The following is an 18381-nucleotide window of genomic DNA, read 5'->3' on the forward strand; positions in this document are numbered from 1 at the left end:
AGATAGTTTAACAGCTTTGCGTCAAACTTTTGGGGCAGAAGGTGTGTCAAAATTGGATCGTGTGATGCGTGGGAAACGCTTTAAAGGCAAGAGTGCTTTTCTTAGAAGCATTGAACCTTTCTTTCTGGACTTTAAGGAATAGAAAAAGTCAGCATTACACTAATGCTGACTTTTGATTAATCTTCTTCTGGTTGGAAAAAGGCTTTGTATAGAGCACGTACGGCTTGTTTTTCGTGTTCGGTTTGCGTTACAAACATGACTGAAACTTCGCTAGAACCTTGTGAAATCATTTCGAGGTTGATGTGTTTTTCAGACAGTGCTTTAGTTGCTGTTGCAGTCACCCCGATATGGTTTTTCATATCTTCACCAACAATCATGATAATTGAAAGGCCATGTTCGATATCCACTTCATCGACCCCTAATTCGCGTGTGAGGTAGGTGGTGATTTCTTGCTCTTTAATAGGCGTTAGTTCACGTTCGCGGACAATGATTGACATATCGTCAATTCCTGTTGGCATATGTTCCCAGCGAATGTTCAATTCTTCTAGAATTTGCAGTACTTTGCGACCAAACCCGACCTCGCGGTTCATGAGGTATTTAGACATGTTGATACTTGCAAAGTTATCATCGGCTGCGATACCAATAACAGGAGCATTGTTACTTGTATTTTTAAGGGTAATGCGTGTACCAGGATGATTTGGGTTGTTAGTGTTTTTAATGACTAATGGAATTTTACCACGGTAAGCAGGAATGAGTGCTTCGTCATGGAGAACGGAAAATCCTGCGTAGGCAAGCTCACGCATTTCTCTGTAAGTGAGTTCTTTGATGGTGTGTGGTTTGTGGACAACTCCTGGGTGTGCGGCAAAAATACCATCGACATCCGTGAAGTTTTCATAAAGGTCTGCTTTTACCCCAGCGGCAACAATTGAGCCTGAAATATCTGAACCGCCACGAGAGAATGTGCAGACATTGCCATCAACAGTCACTCCGAAAAATCCAGGAATGACAATAACTTCATCCAGTTCTTGTAAGGCTTCAAGTTTATCATAACTTGACGGTAAAATACGCGCATTGCTAGGTTCGCTTGATACGATAATACCTGCTTCTTTAGGGTGCATGTAGCGAGATGAAAGCCCATTTTTTCTAAAGTATTCTGCAACAAGTTTGGCATTGTTATCCTCGCCGGCTGCTAAAAAGGTATCGTATAAAAAAGCGTTGTCTTCGATCGGTAACGTAGCCAACTGTTTGATTGCTGTACTAATCTTAGTCATGATAGCAGGTGATAAGCCGAGTTCATCGGCAATGGCTTGGTAACGATCGATAATCCATTTTTGTGACGCAGTGACATCATTTCCAGCAACGTAATTTTTATAGTATTTAATCAGTGCGTCGGTTACTTTTGTGTCTTCTGAGTGGCGCTTACCTGGTGCTGAAACGATGACAAAACGTCGTTCAGGATCAGATGTAACAATATCCAATACTTTTTTGAGTTGTTCAGCGGAGGCAAGTGAACTACCTCCAAATTTGATGACTTTCATAATGACTCCCAAATGTAAATTTGTATGTTATTATAACAAAATTCTGACAACTTGTCAGTACTTTTTACAATAAAGGGCTAGTGTAGTATAATAGGAGAATGGAAACTATTAAAGCGATTATTTTTGATATGGATGGTGTTTTATTTGACACTGAAACCTTTTACTACAACAGACGAAAAACTTTTCTAAAGGAAAAAGGGATTAGCATCGACCATTTGCCTCCTCGTTTTTTTATTGGGGATAATACCAAGCACATTTGGCAGGCTATTTTAGGTGATGATTATGAGAATTGGGATGTGGCGCAGTTACAAGCTGAATATGCTCAGTATAAGGCACAGCACCCACTTCCTTATAAGGATCTGATTTTCCCTGATACGGTTCGTGTGGTTCAAGCTTTAAAAGAGATGGGTTATGCTTTAGGCTTGGCCTCTAGCACTTCAAAACCTGATATTTTAAGGGCTTTAGACGAAGCAGGTATTCGCGATTACTTTTCTGTTGTCTTATCAGGGGAGGAATTTTCACGAGGAAAACCGTATCCTGACATCTATGAGGCAGCTATTAAGAAATTAGATGTTTCTTGTGATGAGGCAATTGTAGTGGAAGATAGTGAGAAAGGCATTCAGGCGGCGACGTCAGCCCATTTACCTGTTTGGGCGATTGAGGACCGTATGTTTGGCATGGACCAAAGCAAAGCCAGTCGTTTGTTGACGGATTTAGGGCAATTATTGCAGGATGTGACGCAGTTAACATAGTGAAAAAAGAGGTTTCACCTCTTTTTTTAGTCTATTTAATTTGAATACTAAATTATTAAAATATCAAATTATTTTTCATAAATTTCCTTTTTTCTTTTGAAAAATAATCATAGTTATGATAGAATAGCAATCACTAAAATAATTAAATTATCAAAGTATTTTTTGATAGAGGTTTTTGTATGTCATATAGTCATATTATTTATGAAGCGGGGGAAGTGGCGATTTTAACGTTGAATCGTCCTGATATTTCAAATGGATTTAATATTCCTGTTTGCCAAGAAATCTTGGATGTTTTGGAAAAGGTAAAGCAGGATTCGACTGTCAAGCTTTTGGTTATCAAGGCTGTTGGGAAGGTCTTTTCTGTCGGCGGTGATTTGGTGGAAATGAAGCACGCAGTGGATGCGGACAACATTGCTTCACTGGTTGATATTGCCCATTTGGTCAATCAGATTTCCTTTGCCATAAAACAATTGCCCAAACTGGTTATTATGAGTATTGACGGTGCGGTAGCTGGTGCGGCTGCTAATATGGCAGTGGCAGCTGATTTTGTGGTAGCCAGCAATAAAGTCAAATTTATTCAAGCTTTCGTCGGTGTGGGGTTGGCTCCTGATGCAGGAGGACTTTTGTTGATGAGCCGTGCTATCGGTGCCAATCGTGCCAATCAATTAGCTTTGACAGGTGAAGCTTTAAATGCGGAAAAAGCCTATGAATATGGGATTGTTTACCGCTTGTGTGAATCAGACCAATTAGAGAAAACCACCCAACAACTTTGCAAACGTCTGCTCCGTGGTTCAATCAATTCTTATCGTGCTATCAAGGAAATGTCTTGGAAGGCTTCGTTTGAGGATTGGCAAGATTACACGGCTTTAGAATTGCGACTACAAGAAGATTTGGCCTTTAAGGAAGATTTCAAAGAAGGCGTGCTGGCTTTTTCTGAGAAACGACGTCCAAAATTTTCAGGAAAATAAGACGTAACGTTCAAGACTGTTTAAAGGCTTGCAAATTAATTAGCACTTTGATATAATTTGAGCGCCAAAGTTTTTTCTTGGAGGTGGTCCTTTGGATTATAATAGAATCAATGATTATCTTGTTGATATTTTTAATCGTGTTCAAGTTATCGAAGAAACGAGTTTGAGAACGAGCCAGTTCAGTGACGTTTCTTTGAAAGAGATGCACACCATTGAAATTATTGGCAAAAATACCAATGTGACACCAAGTGATATTGCTAGGGAATTGATGTTAACCCTAGGCACTGTGACGACTAGTTTAAACAAGCTCGAGGCGAAAGGCTACATTGAGAGAAAACGTTCAAAGCTGGACCGTCGCGTTGTTCACTTGACTTTGACAAAAAAAGGGAAACTGTTAGATAGGCTCCACCGCAAGTTTCATAAAAATATGGTAATTCATATCGCTGAAGATATGAATGAACAGGAATTTGAAGCTTTGGCACAAGTTCTTAAAAATCTTCATAAGTTTCTTGAGGAGTTAATGTAATCATGGCATTTTCAAAAATAACTCAGGTGGCAGCTTATGCTCCTGAACAGATTATTAGCAATGATGATTTATCGCAGATTATGGATACCAGTGATGAATGGATTTCATCACGAACAGGTATTAGGGAGCGTCACATCACTCGTGAGGAAACGACCAGCGATTTGGGAACGCAAGTGGCTCAACAATTGCTAAAGCAATCTGGCTTGTCAGCGCAAGCTATTGATTTTATCATCGTAGCGACCATTACACCAGATAGCTTGATGCCTTCAACGGCAGCGCGTATTCAAGCCAATATCGGAGCAAGCAATGCATTTGGAATGGATATGACGGCGGCTTGCAGTGGTTTTGTCTTTGCTTTAGCAACGGCGGATAAATTTATCCAATCTGGTCTGTATCAAAGAGGTCTCGTCATTGGTGCGGAAACCTTATCAAAAACCTTGGATTGGTCTGACCGTAGTAGTTCGGTTCTCTTTGGTGATGGTGCTGGCGGTGTTTTGCTTGAAGCAAGCGATACAAAGCACTTTTTGGCAGAGTCCCTTCATACAGACGGTAGCCGCGGCGGCAGTTTGACCTCTGGATTGGTTGGCTTATCCTCTCCATTTTCTGACACAACTTCAGATGAAAAATACCTCCAGATGGACGGTCGTGCGATTTTTGATTTTGCGATTCGCGATGTGCCAAAGAGCATTAAACAATTGGTCGCAGACGCTAGCTTATCCATCGAGGATTTAGACTACTTGTTCCTACATCAAGCCAATATCAGAATCTTGAACAAAATGGCTAAAAAATTAGGGGTTAGCATGGAGAAATTGCCAGCCAATATGATGGCTTATGGTAATACCAGTGCAGCAAGTATTCCTATTTTATTATCAGAGTCAGTGGATAAAGGTATCATTGCATTAGATGGCTCACAAACGGTTTTATTCTCTGCTTTTGGTGGAGGTTTGACATGGGGAAATCTAATTGTTAAAATTTAGTTAACTACTTGTACGTTCGTACAGGAAATATATTGTATTTATTTTTAAGGAGAAAATCATCATGGCAGTATTTGAAAAAGTACAAGAAATTATCGTTGAAGAACTTGGTAAAGAACCAGAAGAAGTTAAAATGGACACAACTTTTGAAGACCTTGATGCAGACTCACTTGATGTTTTCCAAGTGATTTCAGAAATTGAAGATGCATTTGATATCCAAATCGAATCTGAAGATGGTCTTAACACAGTTGGTGACTTGGTTGCTTACGTAGAAGAAAAAACAAAATAATAGCGTTTAAGTCAAAATCAATGTTATATTGACGAAAGGAGGCGTAGGATATGGCTAGTTAGCTAGTTCATATCCTGCTCCTTCTCTTCTTATGGTTATAGTTTGATTATCAAATTATTGTCTGACTGTGGATTTAGAAGGTTAAAGATGAAAACACGTATTACAGAGTTATTAAATATCCAATACCCTGTTTTTCAGGGGGGAATGGCTTGGGTTGCTGACGGTGATTTGGCAGGAGCCGTTTCAAATGCTGGTGGTTTAGGGATTATTGGTGGTGGTAATGCCCCAAAAGAAGTCGTTAAAGCCAATATTGACAAGGTTAGAACGATAACAGATAAACCTTTTGGTGTGAATATTATGCTCTTGTCACCTTTTGTTGATGATATTGTGGATTTGGTCATTGAAGAAGGGGTCAAAGTCGTAACGACAGGCGCTGGAAATCCTGGAAAATACATGGAACGTTTTCATGAGGCAGGAATTACGGTTATTCCCGTGGTTCCAAGTGTTGCTTTGGCAAGACGCATGGAAAAATTGGGCGCGGATGCTGTGATTGCAGAAGGTATGGAAGCTGGCGGTCACATTGGTAAATTGACAACAATGACCTTGGTTCGTCAAGTGGTTGACGCGGTTGATATTCCAGTTATTGGAGCTGGTGGTATTGGTGATGGTCGTGGTGCAGCTGCTGTCTTTATGCTTGGAGCAGAAGCTATTCAAGTGGGAACGCGTTTTGTAGTGGCCAAAGAGTCAAATGCGCACCAGCAATTTAAAGATAAGATTTTAAAAGCTAAAGATATTGACACTGTGGTATCTGCCACTGTTGTGGGACACCCTGTGCGTGCCATCAAAAATAAATTAACCACTTCGTATGCCCATGCGGAAAAAGATTTCTTGGTTGGACGTAAAACTGCAGAAGATATCGAAGCTTTGGGGGCAGGTGCTTTACGCAATGCCGTTGTGGATGGTGATGTGACCATGGGTTCTGTTATGGCTGGGCAAATCGCAGGGCTTATTGCCAAAGAAGAAACGTGTGAAGATATTTTGAAAGACCTTTACTATGGCGCCAAAGAGGTTATTTTGGCGGAAGCTAAACGCTGGTCTGATAGTGAGGTAGAAAACTAAAGGACGTTAGAGATACGTCTGCCGTATAGGAGGGTTTAATGACGACAACTGCCTTTTTATTTGCAGGTCAGGGGGCACAAAAATCAGGAATGGCAAGCGATTTGTATGCGGCTTATCCTATTGTGAGAGAAACGTTTCAACAAGCGAGTGCTGTTCTTGGGTATGACCTTCGTCAGCTGATTGATACAGATGATGAAAAGTTGAACCAAACCCGCTACACACAGCCTGCTATTTTGACAACTTCCATTGCTATTTTTCGTTTGCTTCAAGAAAAAGGCTTCGAGCCTGATATGGTAGCGGGGCTTTCACTTGGTGAATATTCAGCCTTGGTAGCTTCAGGTGCCTTGGATTTTGAAGATTCGGTGGCCTTGGTTGCCAAACGCGGTGAATTTATGGAAACGGCAGCTCCGCAAGGAACTGGCAAGATGGTGGCTGTGATGAACGCTGATGCTGACTTGATTGAGGAGATGTGCCAAAAGGCTTTAGTCAAGGGTATTGTAACCCCAGCTAATTACAACACACCTAGCCAAATTGTAATTGGTGGAGAAACAGCAGCCGTGAATGCTGCGGTTGAATTGCTCAAAGAAGCAGGTGTGAAACGTTTGATTCCTTTGAAAGTGTCAGGTCCTTTCCATACGGGCTTATTGGAACCAGCGAGCCAACAATTAGCCAAAGTGCTTGAAACGGTGAGTTTTGCTGATTTTCACATTCCGCTGGTGGGCAATACCGAGGCTAAGGTGATGCGACATGACGACATCAAGCCCTTGTTGGCAAGGCAAGTCAAGGAACCTGTGCGTTTTTACGATTCCATAGTAACCATGCGTGAACTTGGCATGACTGAGGTTATCGAGATTGGTCCTGGAAAAGTCCTCAGTGGCTTTTTGCGAAAAATTGACAAGACCATTCCAACGAGAGCTGTTGAAAGTGTAGCTGATTTAGACGAATTATTGCAGAATTAGGAGATATCATGACAATCCAAAATAAAAATGTTTTTATCACGGGTTCTACGAGGGGCATTGGTTTGGCGATTGCCCATCAATTTGCTAGCCTTGGGGCAAATGTTGTCCTCAACGGTCGCTCACAAGTGGCGCCAGAGATTTTAGAAAGCTTTCAAGCTTATCCTGGTCAGGCCATTGCTATTACAGGCGATATTTCACAGGCTGAAGAAGCTAAACGCATGGTGGATGAAGCTATTGAGCGTTTGGGCTCTGTTGATATTTTGGTCAATAATGCTGGCATCACCAATGACAAATTGGTCTTGAAAATGACGGAAGAAGATTTTGAATCGGTTTTGAAGGTTAACTTAACAGGTGCCTTTAACATGACACAATCCGTCTTAAAACCGATGACACGAGCACGTCAAGGCGTTATCATTAATATATCAAGTGTCGTTGGCTTAACGGGTAATGTTGGGCAAGCCAATTATGCGGCCTCAAAAGCTGGTTTGATTGGTTTCACCAAATCAGTGGCGCGTGAAGTGGCTGCGCGTGGTATCCGTGTGAATGCTATTGCGCCAGGTTTCATCGCTTCTTACATGACGGACGTCATTCCAGAAAAAATGCAAAAGGCTATTGTTGCCAATATTCCGATGAAACGGATTGGAAAAGCGGAAGAAGTTGCTACCGTTGCAACCTTTTTAGCAGAACAAGATTATTTGACAGGTCAAGTGATTGCTATCGATGGTGGCATGACCATGCAATCTTAAGGCAGCCAGCTTAGTAAGACAGTAAGGATTCCTCTTTTAAAGGAGATAAACATGACATTAAATAGAGTTGTAGTGACAGGTTATGGGGTGACATCACCAATCGGAAATACCCCTGAAGCATTTTGGGATAGCCTTTATCAAGGCAAGATTGGTATTGGACCGATTACTAAATTTGATACGTCAGACATTCCCGTTCACAATGCAGGTGAAATCCACGATTTTCCCTTTGATCAATACTTTGTTCGTAAAGATAGAAACCGCATGGACCAATATTCTCTTTATGCTATTTATGCCGCTTTAGAGGCACTTGAACATGCTAATTTGGATATGGAAACGGTTGACCGTGACCGCACGGGGGTGATTGTGTCATCTGGTATCGGTGGTTTGCAAGAACTGCAAGAGCAAGTTATCCGTATGCATGACAAAGGCATTCGACGCATTCAACCAATGTTCATTCCTAAAGCTCTTTCTAATATGGCGGCAGGTAATATTGCCTTGCGTATTGGTGCGCGTGGTGTCTGCAAATCTGTTACAACGGCTTGTGCCTCTTCAAATGATGCGATTGGTGAAGCTTTCCGTGAAATCAAATTTGGTTACCATGATGTGATTTTAGCTGGTGGAGCAGAATCAACGATTAATGAAATTGGTATTGGTGGGTTTAATGCTTTGACAGCTTTGTCAACAACCGAAGACCCAGCTCGTTCTGCTATTCCATTTGACAAAGACCGCAATGGGTTTGTGATGGGTGAAGGTGCTGGTGTGCTTGTCCTTGAAAGCCTTGAACACGCTCAAAAACGTGGGGCAACTATTTTGGCAGAAGTTGTGGGTTATGGTAGCAACTGCGATGCTTATCACCAAACCACGCCAACTCCAGACGGTTCAGGTGCTGCGAAAGCCATTCAGTTAGCTATTGATGAGGCGGGTATTGCTCCTGAGCAAGTGGATTATGTCAATGCCCATGGTACGTCAACACAAGCCAATGAAAAAGGCGAAAGCAAGGCCATTGTTACTGTTCTTGGAAAAGAAGTGCCTGTATCATCAACTAAATCATTTACAGGTCACCTTCTTGGTGCAGCGGGTGCCGTTGAAGCGATTGCGACCATCGAAGCCATGCGTCATAGCTATATTCCAATGACGGCTGGTACGCGTGAATTGTCAGAAGATATCGAGGCAAATGTTGTTTATGGTCAAGGACAAGAAGCAGATATAGCCTATGCTATTTCGAATACCTTTGGATTTGGTGGGCACAATGCGGTGCTAGCATTTAAACGTTGGGAGGCGTAGTTGTGAATATTTCAGAAGTGAAGGATTTGATGGCGCAATTTGACCAATCAAGTCTGCGTGAATTCTCATTTAAAACGGGAGAGGCTGAGTTGAGCTTTAGTAAAAATGAATACACAGCTCCTCAACCAGTGGCAGTTCCGCCAGTTAATGCGGTGACAGTTGCTCCAGTTGTTTCTTCTCCATCTTCATCAGATGCAGAAGCAGTGAGCGAAACAGAAGAAACGCCTCTTGTCGAAGGAGATGAAGTGACTAGTCCTCTTGTTGGGGTGGCGTATTTAGCGCCAGCTCCTGATAAACCAGCCTTTGTTTCTGTTGGGGACACGGTTAAAAAGGGGCAAACCTTGCTGATTATTGAAGCCATGAAAGTCATGAATGAAATCCCTGCTCCAAAAGATGGGATTGTCACTGAAATCATGGTTACTAATGAAGAAGTTGTTGAATTTGGACAAGGATTGGTGCGTATTAAATGATTGATATCAAACAAATTCGTGAGGCTTTGCCACATCGTTACCCAATGCTTTTGGTTGACCGCGTGCTAGAAGCCAGCGATGATAAGATTGTAGCTATTAAAAATGTGACCATCAATGAACCTTTTTTCAATGGTCATTTTCCAGACTATCCTGTTATGCCAGGGGTTCTCATTATGGAGGCTTTGGCACAGACCGCAGGTGTGTTAGAATTATCAAAGGAAGAAAATAAAGGTAAATTGGTCTTTTATGCGGGTATGGACAAGGTTCGTTTTAAAAAGCAAGTTGTTCCAGGGGACCAATTGGTGATGACAGCGACATTTGTCAAACGCCGTGGCACAATTGCCGTGGTGGAAGCCAAGGCAGAAGTAGATGGGAAATTAGCGGCTTCTGGTACCTTGACCTTTGCGATTGGTCAGTAAAAGGCCTATCGTTTAGTGTTAATTCAGCTAGAAAAAGCATTTGGACAAGGATTGCAAGAAAGCAATTCCTGATAGGAGGATAAAAGCAGACGCATGTTTAAAAAAATACTAATTGCCAATCGAGGTGAGATTGCGGTGCGAATTATTCGTGCGGCGCGTGAATTGGGCATCCATACGGTCGCTGTCTATTCAGAGGTGGATAAAGAATCGTTGCATACGATTTTAGCTGATGAAGCCATTTGCATCGGTCCAGCTTGTTCAACGGATTCTTATCTGAATATGAATGCTGTCTTGTCAGCTGCTATTGTCACAGGTGCAGAAGCCATTCACCCAGGTTTTGGTTTTTTAAGTGAAAATTCCAAATTTGCAACCATGTGCGAAGAAATGCATATTAGCTTTATCGGGCCAAGTGCCAAAGTGATGGATAAGATGGGGGATAAAATCAACGCGCGTTCCGAAATGATTGCGGCAGACGTTCCTGTGATTCCTGGTTCTGATGGCGAGGTGCATACTACCCAAGAAGCCCTTGAAGTGGCTAATTATCTGGGTTATCCAGTGATGTTAAAAGCTTCTGCTGGTGGCGGTGGAAAAGGGATTCGCAAGGTAAATTCTGCCGAGGACCTCATTCCAGCCTTTGAATCAGCGTCCCAAGAAGCCTTGGCAGCCTTTGGTAATGGTGCCATGTACATCGAAAAAGTCATCTATCCCGCTAGACATATCGAGGTTCAGATTTTAGGGGATTCTTACGGTCATGTGATTCACTTGGGTGAGCGGGACTGCTCTTTGCAACGCAATAACCAAAAAGTTTTGGAAGAAAGCCCATCTGTTGCCATCGGGAAAACCTTGCGTCATCAGATTGGTCAAGCGGCCGTGCGTGCTGCCAAAGCTGTTCATTACGAAAATGCTGGTACGATAGAGTTCTTGCTTGATGAAAAGACATCAGCTTTTTACTTTATGGAAATGAATACCCGTGTTCAGGTGGAACATCCTGTGACAGAATTTGTAACCGGAGTTGATATTGTCAAGGAACAAATTCGCATCGCAGCAGGTCAACCTTTATCCTTAACCCAAGACGATGTGACGATTTCAGGTCATGCCATTGAATGCCGTATCAATGCTGAAAATCCTAAGTTTAATTTTGCTCCAAGCCTTGGAAAAATCACAGACTTGTATTTGCCAAGTGGTGGTGTGGGCTTGCGTGTGGATTCTGCTATGTATAACGGCTACACCATTCCGCTTTATTATGACAGCATGATTGCTAAAATCATCGTCCACGGTGATAATCGTTTTGATGCCTTGATGAAAATGCAGCGTGCTCTCTATGAATTAGAAATCGTGGGTGTTACTACGAATGCAGATTTTCAGATGGACTTGATTTCAGATGAGCACGTTATTGCTGGGGATTACGATACCTCATTTTTGATGGAAACCTTTTTACCCAACTACAATAAAGACAATGATTAGGAGAGCTTATGCCACTGTTTAATAAAAAAGATAAATACATTCGCATTACTCCCAATAATTCGTTGAAAACAGGCGTTAAGAGAGAAATGCCTGAAGTACCTGATGAATTGTTTGCTAAGTGTCCCGCTTGTAAGCACATGATTTACCAAAAAGATTTGGGAACTGCCAAAATCTGCCCAAGTTGTTCGTATAATTTCCGCATTTCAGCCAAGGAACGTTTGGCGATTACCGTTGACGAAGGCAGTTTTGAAGAATTGTTCACAGGTTTAGAAACCACAGACCCCCTTCATTTTCCAGGTTATCAGGAAAAATTAGCCGCAGCACGTGAAAAAACAGGGCTTGACGAAGCAGTTTTGACAGGACTTGCGACTATTAAGGGGCAAAAAGTTGCTCTTGGTATCATGGATTCGAATTTTATCATGGCGTCTATGGGAACGGTGGTTGGTGAAAAAATCACGCGTTTATTTGAATTAGCGACAGCCCAAGAACTGCCTGTTGTGCTCTTTACGGCTTCAGGCGGTGCGCGAATGCAAGAAGGTATCATGAGCTTGATGCAAATGGCTAAAATTTCTGCAGCCGTCAAACGCCATTCAAATGCAGGGTTATTTTATTTGACCATTTTGACAGACCCAACAACGGGTGGGGTGACCGCTAGTTTTGCCATGGAAGGCGATATTATTATCGCAGAACCGCAAGCTCTTGTGGGCTTTGCTGGCCGTCGTGTGATTGAAAATACCGTTCGTGAGCAACTACCAGATAATTTCCAAAAAGCCGAATTTCTTTTAGAGCATGGATTTGTGGATACCATTATCAATAGGACAGAATTGCCAGAGATGATTGCGATGCTTGTTGCACTACATGGAGGTGAAAGATGAGATCAGACGTTTCGAGAATTTTAAAAGAAGCACGGGACCAAGGGCGTTTGACGACTTTTGACTATGCTCAATTGATTTTTGATGATTTTATCGAACTGCATGGTGATCGCCATTTTGCAGATGATGGTGCGGTTGTTGGTGGCATTGCTCGTTTGGACGGTCGTCCTGTGACGGTTATCGGTATTCAAAAGGGCAAACAGTTGCAAGAAAATCTCAAACGTAATTTTGGGCAACCCAATCCTGAAGGTTACCGTAAGGCGCTACGCTTGATGAAACAAGCAGAAAAATTTGGCCGTCCCGTGGTGACTTTTATCAATACCGCAGGTGCTTACCCTGGTGTTGGGGCGGAAGAACGTGGTCAAGGTGAGGCTATTGCTCGCAATCTCTTGGAAATGAGTGATTTGAAAGTGCCTATTATTGCCATTATCATTGGTGAAGGTGGATCAGGTGGTGCCTTGGCTTTGGCTGTCGCAGACCAAGTTTGGATGCTAGAACACAGCATGTACGCGATTTTAAGTCCAGAAGGCTTTGCCTCTATCTTGTGGAAAGACGGCTCTCGTGCCTCAGAAGCCGCTCAATTGATGAAAATAACAGCAGGAGAATTGCTCAATATGGGTGTTGTTGATAAGGTTATCCCTGAGCACGGTTATTTCTCAAGTGAAATCGTCGATATGATTAAGCAGAACCTGATAACAGAATTAGAGCGTTTGAGTCAGTTACCGCTTGATACCTTGCTAGAAAACCGTTACCAACGTTTTAGAAAATATTAAAAAGCCATTCAAAGGAAGTAGCATAGAAGTATTTTAAATCCTAAAATGCTTTTATACTATTTCTTTTTTTGAGCAGACAAAAAGCCTTACTCGTTTTGCGAGCAAGGCTTTTTACAGTGGTGCGGCTTATTTTGGAGCGATAACGTCAACGCCACCCATATATGGACGAAGGACTTCAGGAATAGTCACTGAACCGTCTTCGTTTTGGTAGTTTTCAAGAATAGCAGCAACAGTACGTCCAACTGCAAGACCTGAACCGTTAAGCGTGTGGAGTAATTTCACTTTACCATCTGCTTCGTCACGGTAACGGATTTGGGCACGACGAGCTTGGAAATCTTCGGTATTTGAACAGCTTGAAATTTCACGGTAAGTGTTTTGAGCTGGAATCCAAACTTCCAAGTCGTAAGTTTTAGCAGCTGAGAAGCCCATGTCGCCAGTACATAGGGTAATCACACGGTATGGAAGTCCAAGTTTTTGAAGGATATTTTCAGCATTGGCAACCATTTTTTCCAATTCATCGTATGATGTTTCTGGTTTAGAGAATTTCACCATTTCAACTTTGTGGAATTGGTGCAAGCGAATCAAACCACGCGTGTCACGACCAGCAGAGCCTGCTTCTGAACGGAATGAAGGGCTCATGGCAGTGAAGTAGACAGGCAATTCTTTGTCATCAAGGATTTCACCGCGGTAATAGTTTGTCAAAGGAACTTCAGCTGTTGGAATCAAAACATAGTCTGAATCAGCTAATTCAAAAGTATCTTCTTTAAATTTAGGATATTGTCCAGTACCAAACATAGAATCGTGGTTGACCATGTATGGTGGAATGACTTCTGTATAACCTTCTTTAGCGTGTTCGTCCAACATGAAGTTGTAAAGGGCACGTTCTAAGCGAGCACCAAGTCCTTTGTAGAAAAGGAAGCGAGAACCAGTTACTTTGGCACCACGTTCCCAATCAAGAATACCAAGGTCTTCACCAAGGTCCCAGTGAGCTTTGATGTCAAAATGAAAATCGCGTGGTGTTCCCCAACGACGCACTTCCACATTGTCATTTTCGTCAGTACCTACAGGTACGCCCTCAGAAGGAATGTTTGGCAATGTAGTAGTGAATTCAGCTAATTTTTCGTCAATGTCAGCTAGTTCAGCGTCAGTTGCTTTGATTTCAGCTGATAAAGCTTGCATCGCTGCGATTTGTTCAGATGCATCTTCTTTGTTGCGTTTCGCTTGAGCGATAGCAGCAGAAGCTGTGTTACGTTCAGCTTTTGCTGATTCTGATTTGACAAGCAATTCACGGCGTTTGTCATCGAGTTCTTTTAACTCAGCCAATTTTTCAGCAGCAACGCCACGAGTCGCTAATTTTTGAGCCACTTCGTCAAAATCATTACGAATACGTTTAATGTCTAACATAAGATATCCTCCAAAATGATTTTGCCCACCGTCTTGATGAACAAAAAAGCACAGATGAGTAGCTGCTGGAGCGCCTGAGCGCGGTTCCATCCAGCTTCACATCTGTGCACTTAATTTCCTTATTTGAATGCGTTAACGGTAGAATTTCGACCTTGTCCCTCTATCTGCTCGCAGCTCCCGCAGACTTTCTGAAAGAGTTTCAAATCTACTTATCCGTACGCTACTATTATACAAAAATTATTGTTTTTTGACAAATCGTCTGGCAATGGTTTGGACAAGTGTTAGCATACGAACCACTTTGTCATTGCCAATATGTTGACGAGCTACTTTTAGAATTTTTCCAGAATCTTTTGAGGCAAAGAGAAATTTTCCTTTATCGGTAAAGATTTCAAAATGTCGGCTGACTTTATTTCGGGTGACGTTGGCACCAATTTTTTCAATACTTGTCCATGGGATTTGAATGTAATCTTCGACATTAGCATCATTGTAAAATTCGATTCCCTTGTCACCTAATAGAAATTTGCCGACTTTCCCACCAAGACCTAAATAAGAAACGCCAGTTGTGGTGAATTCGACGGTAGAATTGATTGATTGTGCCATATAAACTCCTTAACACTACTTATGCTTTCATTATAGCATAAAAAAAGAAGGATGTTACTCCCTCTTTTTCGTTTATTACATGATTCCGAAGAATCGAGCTGCAATACCAACGATGAACAATGCGATGATGATTGTGATTGGAGAGATTTTCTTCTTAAGCAACCACATGCAAAGGAATGTAAGAAGAAGTCCCATCAAACCAGGAATCAATGAATCCAATTGTCCTTGTAAAGTGTTTGTTTGTTCAGAAGTTAAGCTAAGTCCGCTAGCAACTTCACCGAGAATTTTTTGAAGCTGTGGACCAGTAACGTCACCTTTAGGGAAGTTGATGTATGCACCTTCTGAAAGTGTTGTTGAAGGAAGGTTGATTGTAAATGCTACAGATACCCAACGTTCAACAAGCACCGCGAGGATGAACATACCGAGGATTGAAGCCCCTTTAGTGATTTTTTGGATGATACCACCAGACAAGTCTTTAGTGATGTTAGAACCTGCACGGTATCCGATTTCTTGTGTGTACCATAGGAAAGCCATACGGATGATGTTCCAACCAAGGAAGAAGATGATTGGTCCCATGATGTTACCAGCAAGAGCAAGTGAAGCACCAAGAGCTCCCAAGATAGGACGTACAGTGTACCAGAAGACTGGGTCACCAACACCGGCAAGCGGTCCCATCATACCGATTTTAACCCCTTGGATAGCAGTATCGTCGATTTCTGCACCGTTAGCACGTTCTTCTTCAAGCGCCATTGTAACCCCCATGATTGGAGCAGCTACGTATGGGTGTGTGTTGAAGAATTCCAAGTGACGCTCAAGAGCAGCGGCACGATCTTCTTTAGTTGTGTAAAGTTTTTTGATCGCAGGCATCAAGGCATAAGCCCAACCTAAGTTTTGCATACGTTCGTAGTTCCAAGAACCTTGAAGGAACGTTAAACGCCACCAAACTTTTCGGCGATCAGATTGTGATAATTGCAATTTTTCAGCCATTATAGTACCCCTCTCTAGTAGTCTTCCAAGATATCGCCAATTGGGTCACCAGAACCAGTAGAAGTTCCGCCGCCACCGTTTCCACCTTTTTCAGAAAGGTTAAGGTAGATGAAGGCAACTGCAACACCAATAGCACCAAGGGCGATAAGAGTAAGATCAGAAATGGCAGCAAGAGCAAAACCGATGGCAAAGAAAGGCCAAACTTCGCTTGTAGCCATCATGTTGATAACCATAGCATAACCTACGGCAACAACCATACCACCACCAACGGCCATACCACCTGACAACCATGCTGGCATAGCGTTAAGCACTGATTGTACAGCTGAAGTAGGAACAGCTAGAAGAAGTGCGGCTGGGATAGCGATACGAATACCTTGAAGGAACAAGGCAACTAAGTGAGTACGTTCAACCGCAGCGATATTTCCTTCTTTTGCAGCAGCGTCAGCACCGTGAATCAAGGCAACAGAAGCTGTACGAACAAGCATTGTAAGGAAAAGTCCGGCAACGGCAAGAGGGATAGCAGTTGCTGTTGCAACCCCGATACCATTGTGAGTGAAGTCGCCACCTTTAACCATGATGATTGCGGCAGCAACAGAAGCAAGGGCAGCGTCAGGCGCAACTGCGGCACCAATGTTCGCCCAACCAAGAGCAATCATTTGAAGTGAACCACCAAGGATAATACCAGCTTCAAGGTGTCCTGTTACAAGACCAATCAATGTACAGGCAACTAGCGGTTGGTGGAATTGGAATTCGTCGAGGATACCTTCCAAACCAGCGAAGAAAGCAATCACAACGACTAAAATCATAGAAATAATTGACATTATTCTAGTTCCTTTCGTCTATAATAGTTTTCAATGTGCGATGGTAAAACTGTCAGTGACAATTTTACTTAGTTATAAGAGTACTGAGGATTATGAAGCTTAGATATCAGCCTGATAATGCTTAGTAGCTTCCAAAATTATTGTACATTTGCTTTTTTGATGAGTTCAAACAAATCTTTTTTAGAATCGTTAGGAACTTTACGAACGTCAAATGTTACACCAAGATCACGTAATTTTTCAAATGTCGCAACATCGTCTTTATCCATAGATAAAACGTTATTAACCATTGTTTTACCAGTTGAGTGAGCCATTGAACCAACGTTTAGTTCTTTAATTGGCACGCCACCTTCGATAGCTTCAAGTGCTTCTTGAGGTGTTTCAAATAGGATAAGAGCGTGTGTATTACCAAAACGTGGATCTTTTGCAGCTTCAATCAATTTCTTGATAGGGACAACGTTTGCTTTAACACCGTTTGGTGCAGCCTGTTTGATAAGGTTTTTACGTAATTCGTCTTTAGCTACTGTATCGGATGCAACGATGATACGATCGGCTTTAGAAGCAGGTGTCCAGTTTGTCGCAACTTGTCCGTGAAGAAGACGTGTGTCAATACGAGCAAGATTGATTTTAAGTTTACCATCTCCAATGACAGTCCCTTCTGGGATTGCACCTTGGTGTACTTCTTGTGCAGCAGGTGCAGCGGCAGTTTCTTCAGCAGGGTTAAGTTCTTCAGGTAGTGCTTTGACACCATCTTTAGCTTCTTTAATGATATTTGCAACAACTTTATCCACACCTGCGTCAGCATCCATCATACGCTCTGTGTAGGCTTGGATAAGCATTGGCAAATTAAGACCTGTAATGATAGCCATCTTACGATCAGGATTTTCACCCATCACGCGACTAGCTTGGTTAAATGGAGAACCGCTCCAAAGGTCAGCTAGCACTAGGATTTCATCATCAGCATCAAATTGTGCGATAGCATCGTTGAAGTGTGCGTATAAGTCATCTGGTCCTTCACTTGGCATAAAAGTGACCACTTGAACTTTTTCTTGGTCGCCAAAGATCATAGAACCTGATTGATGAATACCTTCAGCAAATTTACCATGGCTGGCAATAATTATACCGATACCCATTCTTGTTCTTCCTCCTTTTAAATATTTTTCGTTGAAACGAAGAAGAATAATCTCCTTCCAAGCGTACTTGGCCATTCTTTTTCATTTCAAGGAAATTTAAGAACAACTTTATTGTAAAACGTTTCCAATAAAAATGCAATAGCTTTTTGAGAAAAAATAGCAGAAATCCTGAAAATATTTCAGAAATATGTAAACTAAAAACCCTTACTTTTTCGGCTCTATAATTTCTGTAGTGGGTAAATCCACCATGGAAATTATGGAGCCTTTTTGAGTATATACAAAAAGT

Annotated in this window: 20 protein-coding genes; 14 read left to right on the forward strand and 6 right to left on the reverse strand. The window is 42.1% G+C overall.

Translation table 11 applies throughout. The annotated features are described in order from the left end of the window. Positions 1-176: 176 nt before the first annotated feature. Complete coding sequence (locus tag ACFORE_RS06780; RefSeq protein WP_154455336.1) at positions 177-1538, reverse strand: aspartate kinase; 1362 nt, start codon at positions 1536-1538, stop codon at positions 177-179. 98 nt (positions 1539-1636) lie between these two features. Here ACFORE_RS06780 and ACFORE_RS06785 point away from each other — a divergent pair, with 98 nt between their 5' ends. From ACFORE_RS06785 to ACFORE_RS06850, 14 genes are all read left to right on the forward strand, one after another. Next, positions 1637-2290, forward strand: coding sequence for an HAD family hydrolase (locus ACFORE_RS06785; RefSeq protein ID WP_154455335.1), 654 nt, complete (start codon positions 1637-1639; stop codon positions 2288-2290). A 179-nt stretch (positions 2291-2469) separates the two neighbouring features. Further along, positions 2470-3258, forward strand: a complete 789-nt coding sequence (gene fabM, locus ACFORE_RS06790; RefSeq protein WP_294592566.1) for a trans-2-decenoyl-ACP isomerase — start codon at positions 2470-2472, stop codon at positions 3256-3258. 91 nt (positions 3259-3349) lie between these two features. Then, complete coding sequence (gene fabT / locus ACFORE_RS06795; protein ID WP_264879739.1) at positions 3350-3784, forward strand: fatty acid biosynthesis transcriptional regulator FabT; 435 nt, start codon at positions 3350-3352, stop codon at positions 3782-3784. Between the two features lie 2 nt (positions 3785-3786). Further along, positions 3787-4761, forward strand: a complete 975-nt coding sequence (locus ACFORE_RS06800; RefSeq protein ID WP_294427141.1) for a beta-ketoacyl-ACP synthase III — start codon at positions 3787-3789, stop codon at positions 4759-4761. Positions 4762-4822: 61 nt separating this feature from the next. Next, the gene (locus ACFORE_RS06805) at positions 4823-5047 is read left to right on the forward strand and encodes an acyl carrier protein (RefSeq protein WP_154455332.1); all 225 of its coding nucleotides are present in this window, start codon (positions 4823-4825) and stop codon (positions 5045-5047) included. A 108-nt stretch (positions 5048-5155) separates the two neighbouring features. After that, complete coding sequence (fabK, locus tag ACFORE_RS06810; protein WP_294427151.1) at positions 5156-6166, forward strand: enoyl-[acyl-carrier-protein] reductase FabK; 1011 nt, start codon at positions 5156-5158, stop codon at positions 6164-6166. A 38-nt stretch (positions 6167-6204) separates the two neighbouring features. Next, complete coding sequence (gene fabD / locus ACFORE_RS06815; protein ID WP_294427147.1) at positions 6205-7125, forward strand: ACP S-malonyltransferase; 921 nt, start codon at positions 6205-6207, stop codon at positions 7123-7125. An 8-nt stretch (positions 7126-7133) separates the two neighbouring features. After that, a complete protein-coding gene (fabG, locus tag ACFORE_RS06820) occupies positions 7134-7871 on the forward strand; it encodes a 3-oxoacyl-[acyl-carrier-protein] reductase (protein ID WP_154455329.1) in 738 nt (245 codons plus the stop codon). A gap of 51 nt (positions 7872-7922) precedes the next feature. Continuing rightward, positions 7923-9155, forward strand: a complete 1233-nt coding sequence (gene fabF, locus ACFORE_RS06825; RefSeq protein WP_154455328.1) for a beta-ketoacyl-ACP synthase II — start codon at positions 7923-7925, stop codon at positions 9153-9155. A gap of 2 nt (positions 9156-9157) precedes the next feature. After that, complete coding sequence (gene accB, locus ACFORE_RS06830) at positions 9158-9625, forward strand: acetyl-CoA carboxylase biotin carboxyl carrier protein (RefSeq protein ID WP_167829315.1); 468 nt, start codon at positions 9158-9160, stop codon at positions 9623-9625. Further along, complete coding sequence (gene fabZ, locus ACFORE_RS06835; protein ID WP_154455327.1) at positions 9622-10044, forward strand: 3-hydroxyacyl-ACP dehydratase FabZ; 423 nt, start codon at positions 9622-9624, stop codon at positions 10042-10044. Before accB ends, fabZ begins: the two co-directional genes overlap by 4 nt. A 93-nt stretch (positions 10045-10137) precedes the next feature. Continuing rightward, positions 10138-11508: an acetyl-CoA carboxylase biotin carboxylase subunit gene (gene accC, locus ACFORE_RS06840; RefSeq protein WP_154455326.1), complete on the forward strand. Its 1371-nt coding sequence runs from the start codon at positions 10138-10140 to the stop codon at positions 11506-11508. 8 nt (positions 11509-11516) lie between these two features. After that, entirely contained in the window at positions 11517-12383 is an 867-nt protein-coding gene (gene accD / locus ACFORE_RS06845; RefSeq protein ID WP_154455325.1) for an acetyl-CoA carboxylase, carboxyltransferase subunit beta, read from the forward strand. Continuing rightward, entirely contained in the window at positions 12380-13153 is a 774-nt protein-coding gene (locus tag ACFORE_RS06850) for an acetyl-CoA carboxylase carboxyl transferase subunit alpha (protein ID WP_154455324.1), read from the forward strand. Before accD ends, ACFORE_RS06850 begins: the two co-directional genes overlap by 4 nt. Positions 13154-13279: 126 nt before the next feature. Here the strand turns inward: ACFORE_RS06850 and serS are convergent, their stop codons facing one another. The 5 genes from serS to ACFORE_RS06875 all read right to left on the reverse strand — a co-directional run bounded on the left by serS (position 13280) and on the right by ACFORE_RS06875 (position 18095). Continuing rightward, positions 13280-14557, reverse strand: coding sequence for a serine--tRNA ligase (gene serS / locus ACFORE_RS06855; RefSeq protein ID WP_154455323.1), 1278 nt, complete (start codon positions 14555-14557; stop codon positions 13280-13282). A gap of 237 nt (positions 14558-14794) precedes the next feature. Next, a complete protein-coding gene (locus ACFORE_RS06860) occupies positions 14795-15157 on the reverse strand; it encodes a DUF956 family protein (RefSeq protein WP_154455322.1) in 363 nt (120 codons plus the stop codon). A 75-nt stretch (positions 15158-15232) separates the two neighbouring features. Further along, positions 15233-16144 (reverse strand): PTS system mannose/fructose/sorbose family transporter subunit IID, encoded by a 912-nt coding sequence (locus tag ACFORE_RS06865; protein ID WP_269725700.1) that lies wholly within the window; start codon positions 16142-16144, stop codon positions 15233-15235. A gap of 14 nt (positions 16145-16158) precedes the next feature. Beyond that, positions 16159-16965, reverse strand: a complete 807-nt coding sequence (locus ACFORE_RS06870) for a PTS mannose/fructose/sorbose transporter subunit IIC (RefSeq protein WP_154455320.1) — start codon at positions 16963-16965, stop codon at positions 16159-16161. A gap of 137 nt (positions 16966-17102) precedes the next feature. Next, positions 17103-18095, reverse strand: coding sequence for a PTS sugar transporter subunit IIB (locus ACFORE_RS06875; RefSeq protein WP_154455319.1), 993 nt, complete (start codon positions 18093-18095; stop codon positions 17103-17105). Positions 18096-18381 lie beyond the last annotated feature (286 nt).

Source organism: Streptococcus alactolyticus (assembly GCF_042649785.1).
Classification (GTDB): Bacteria; Bacillota; Bacilli; order Lactobacillales; family Streptococcaceae; genus Streptococcus; species Streptococcus alactolyticus.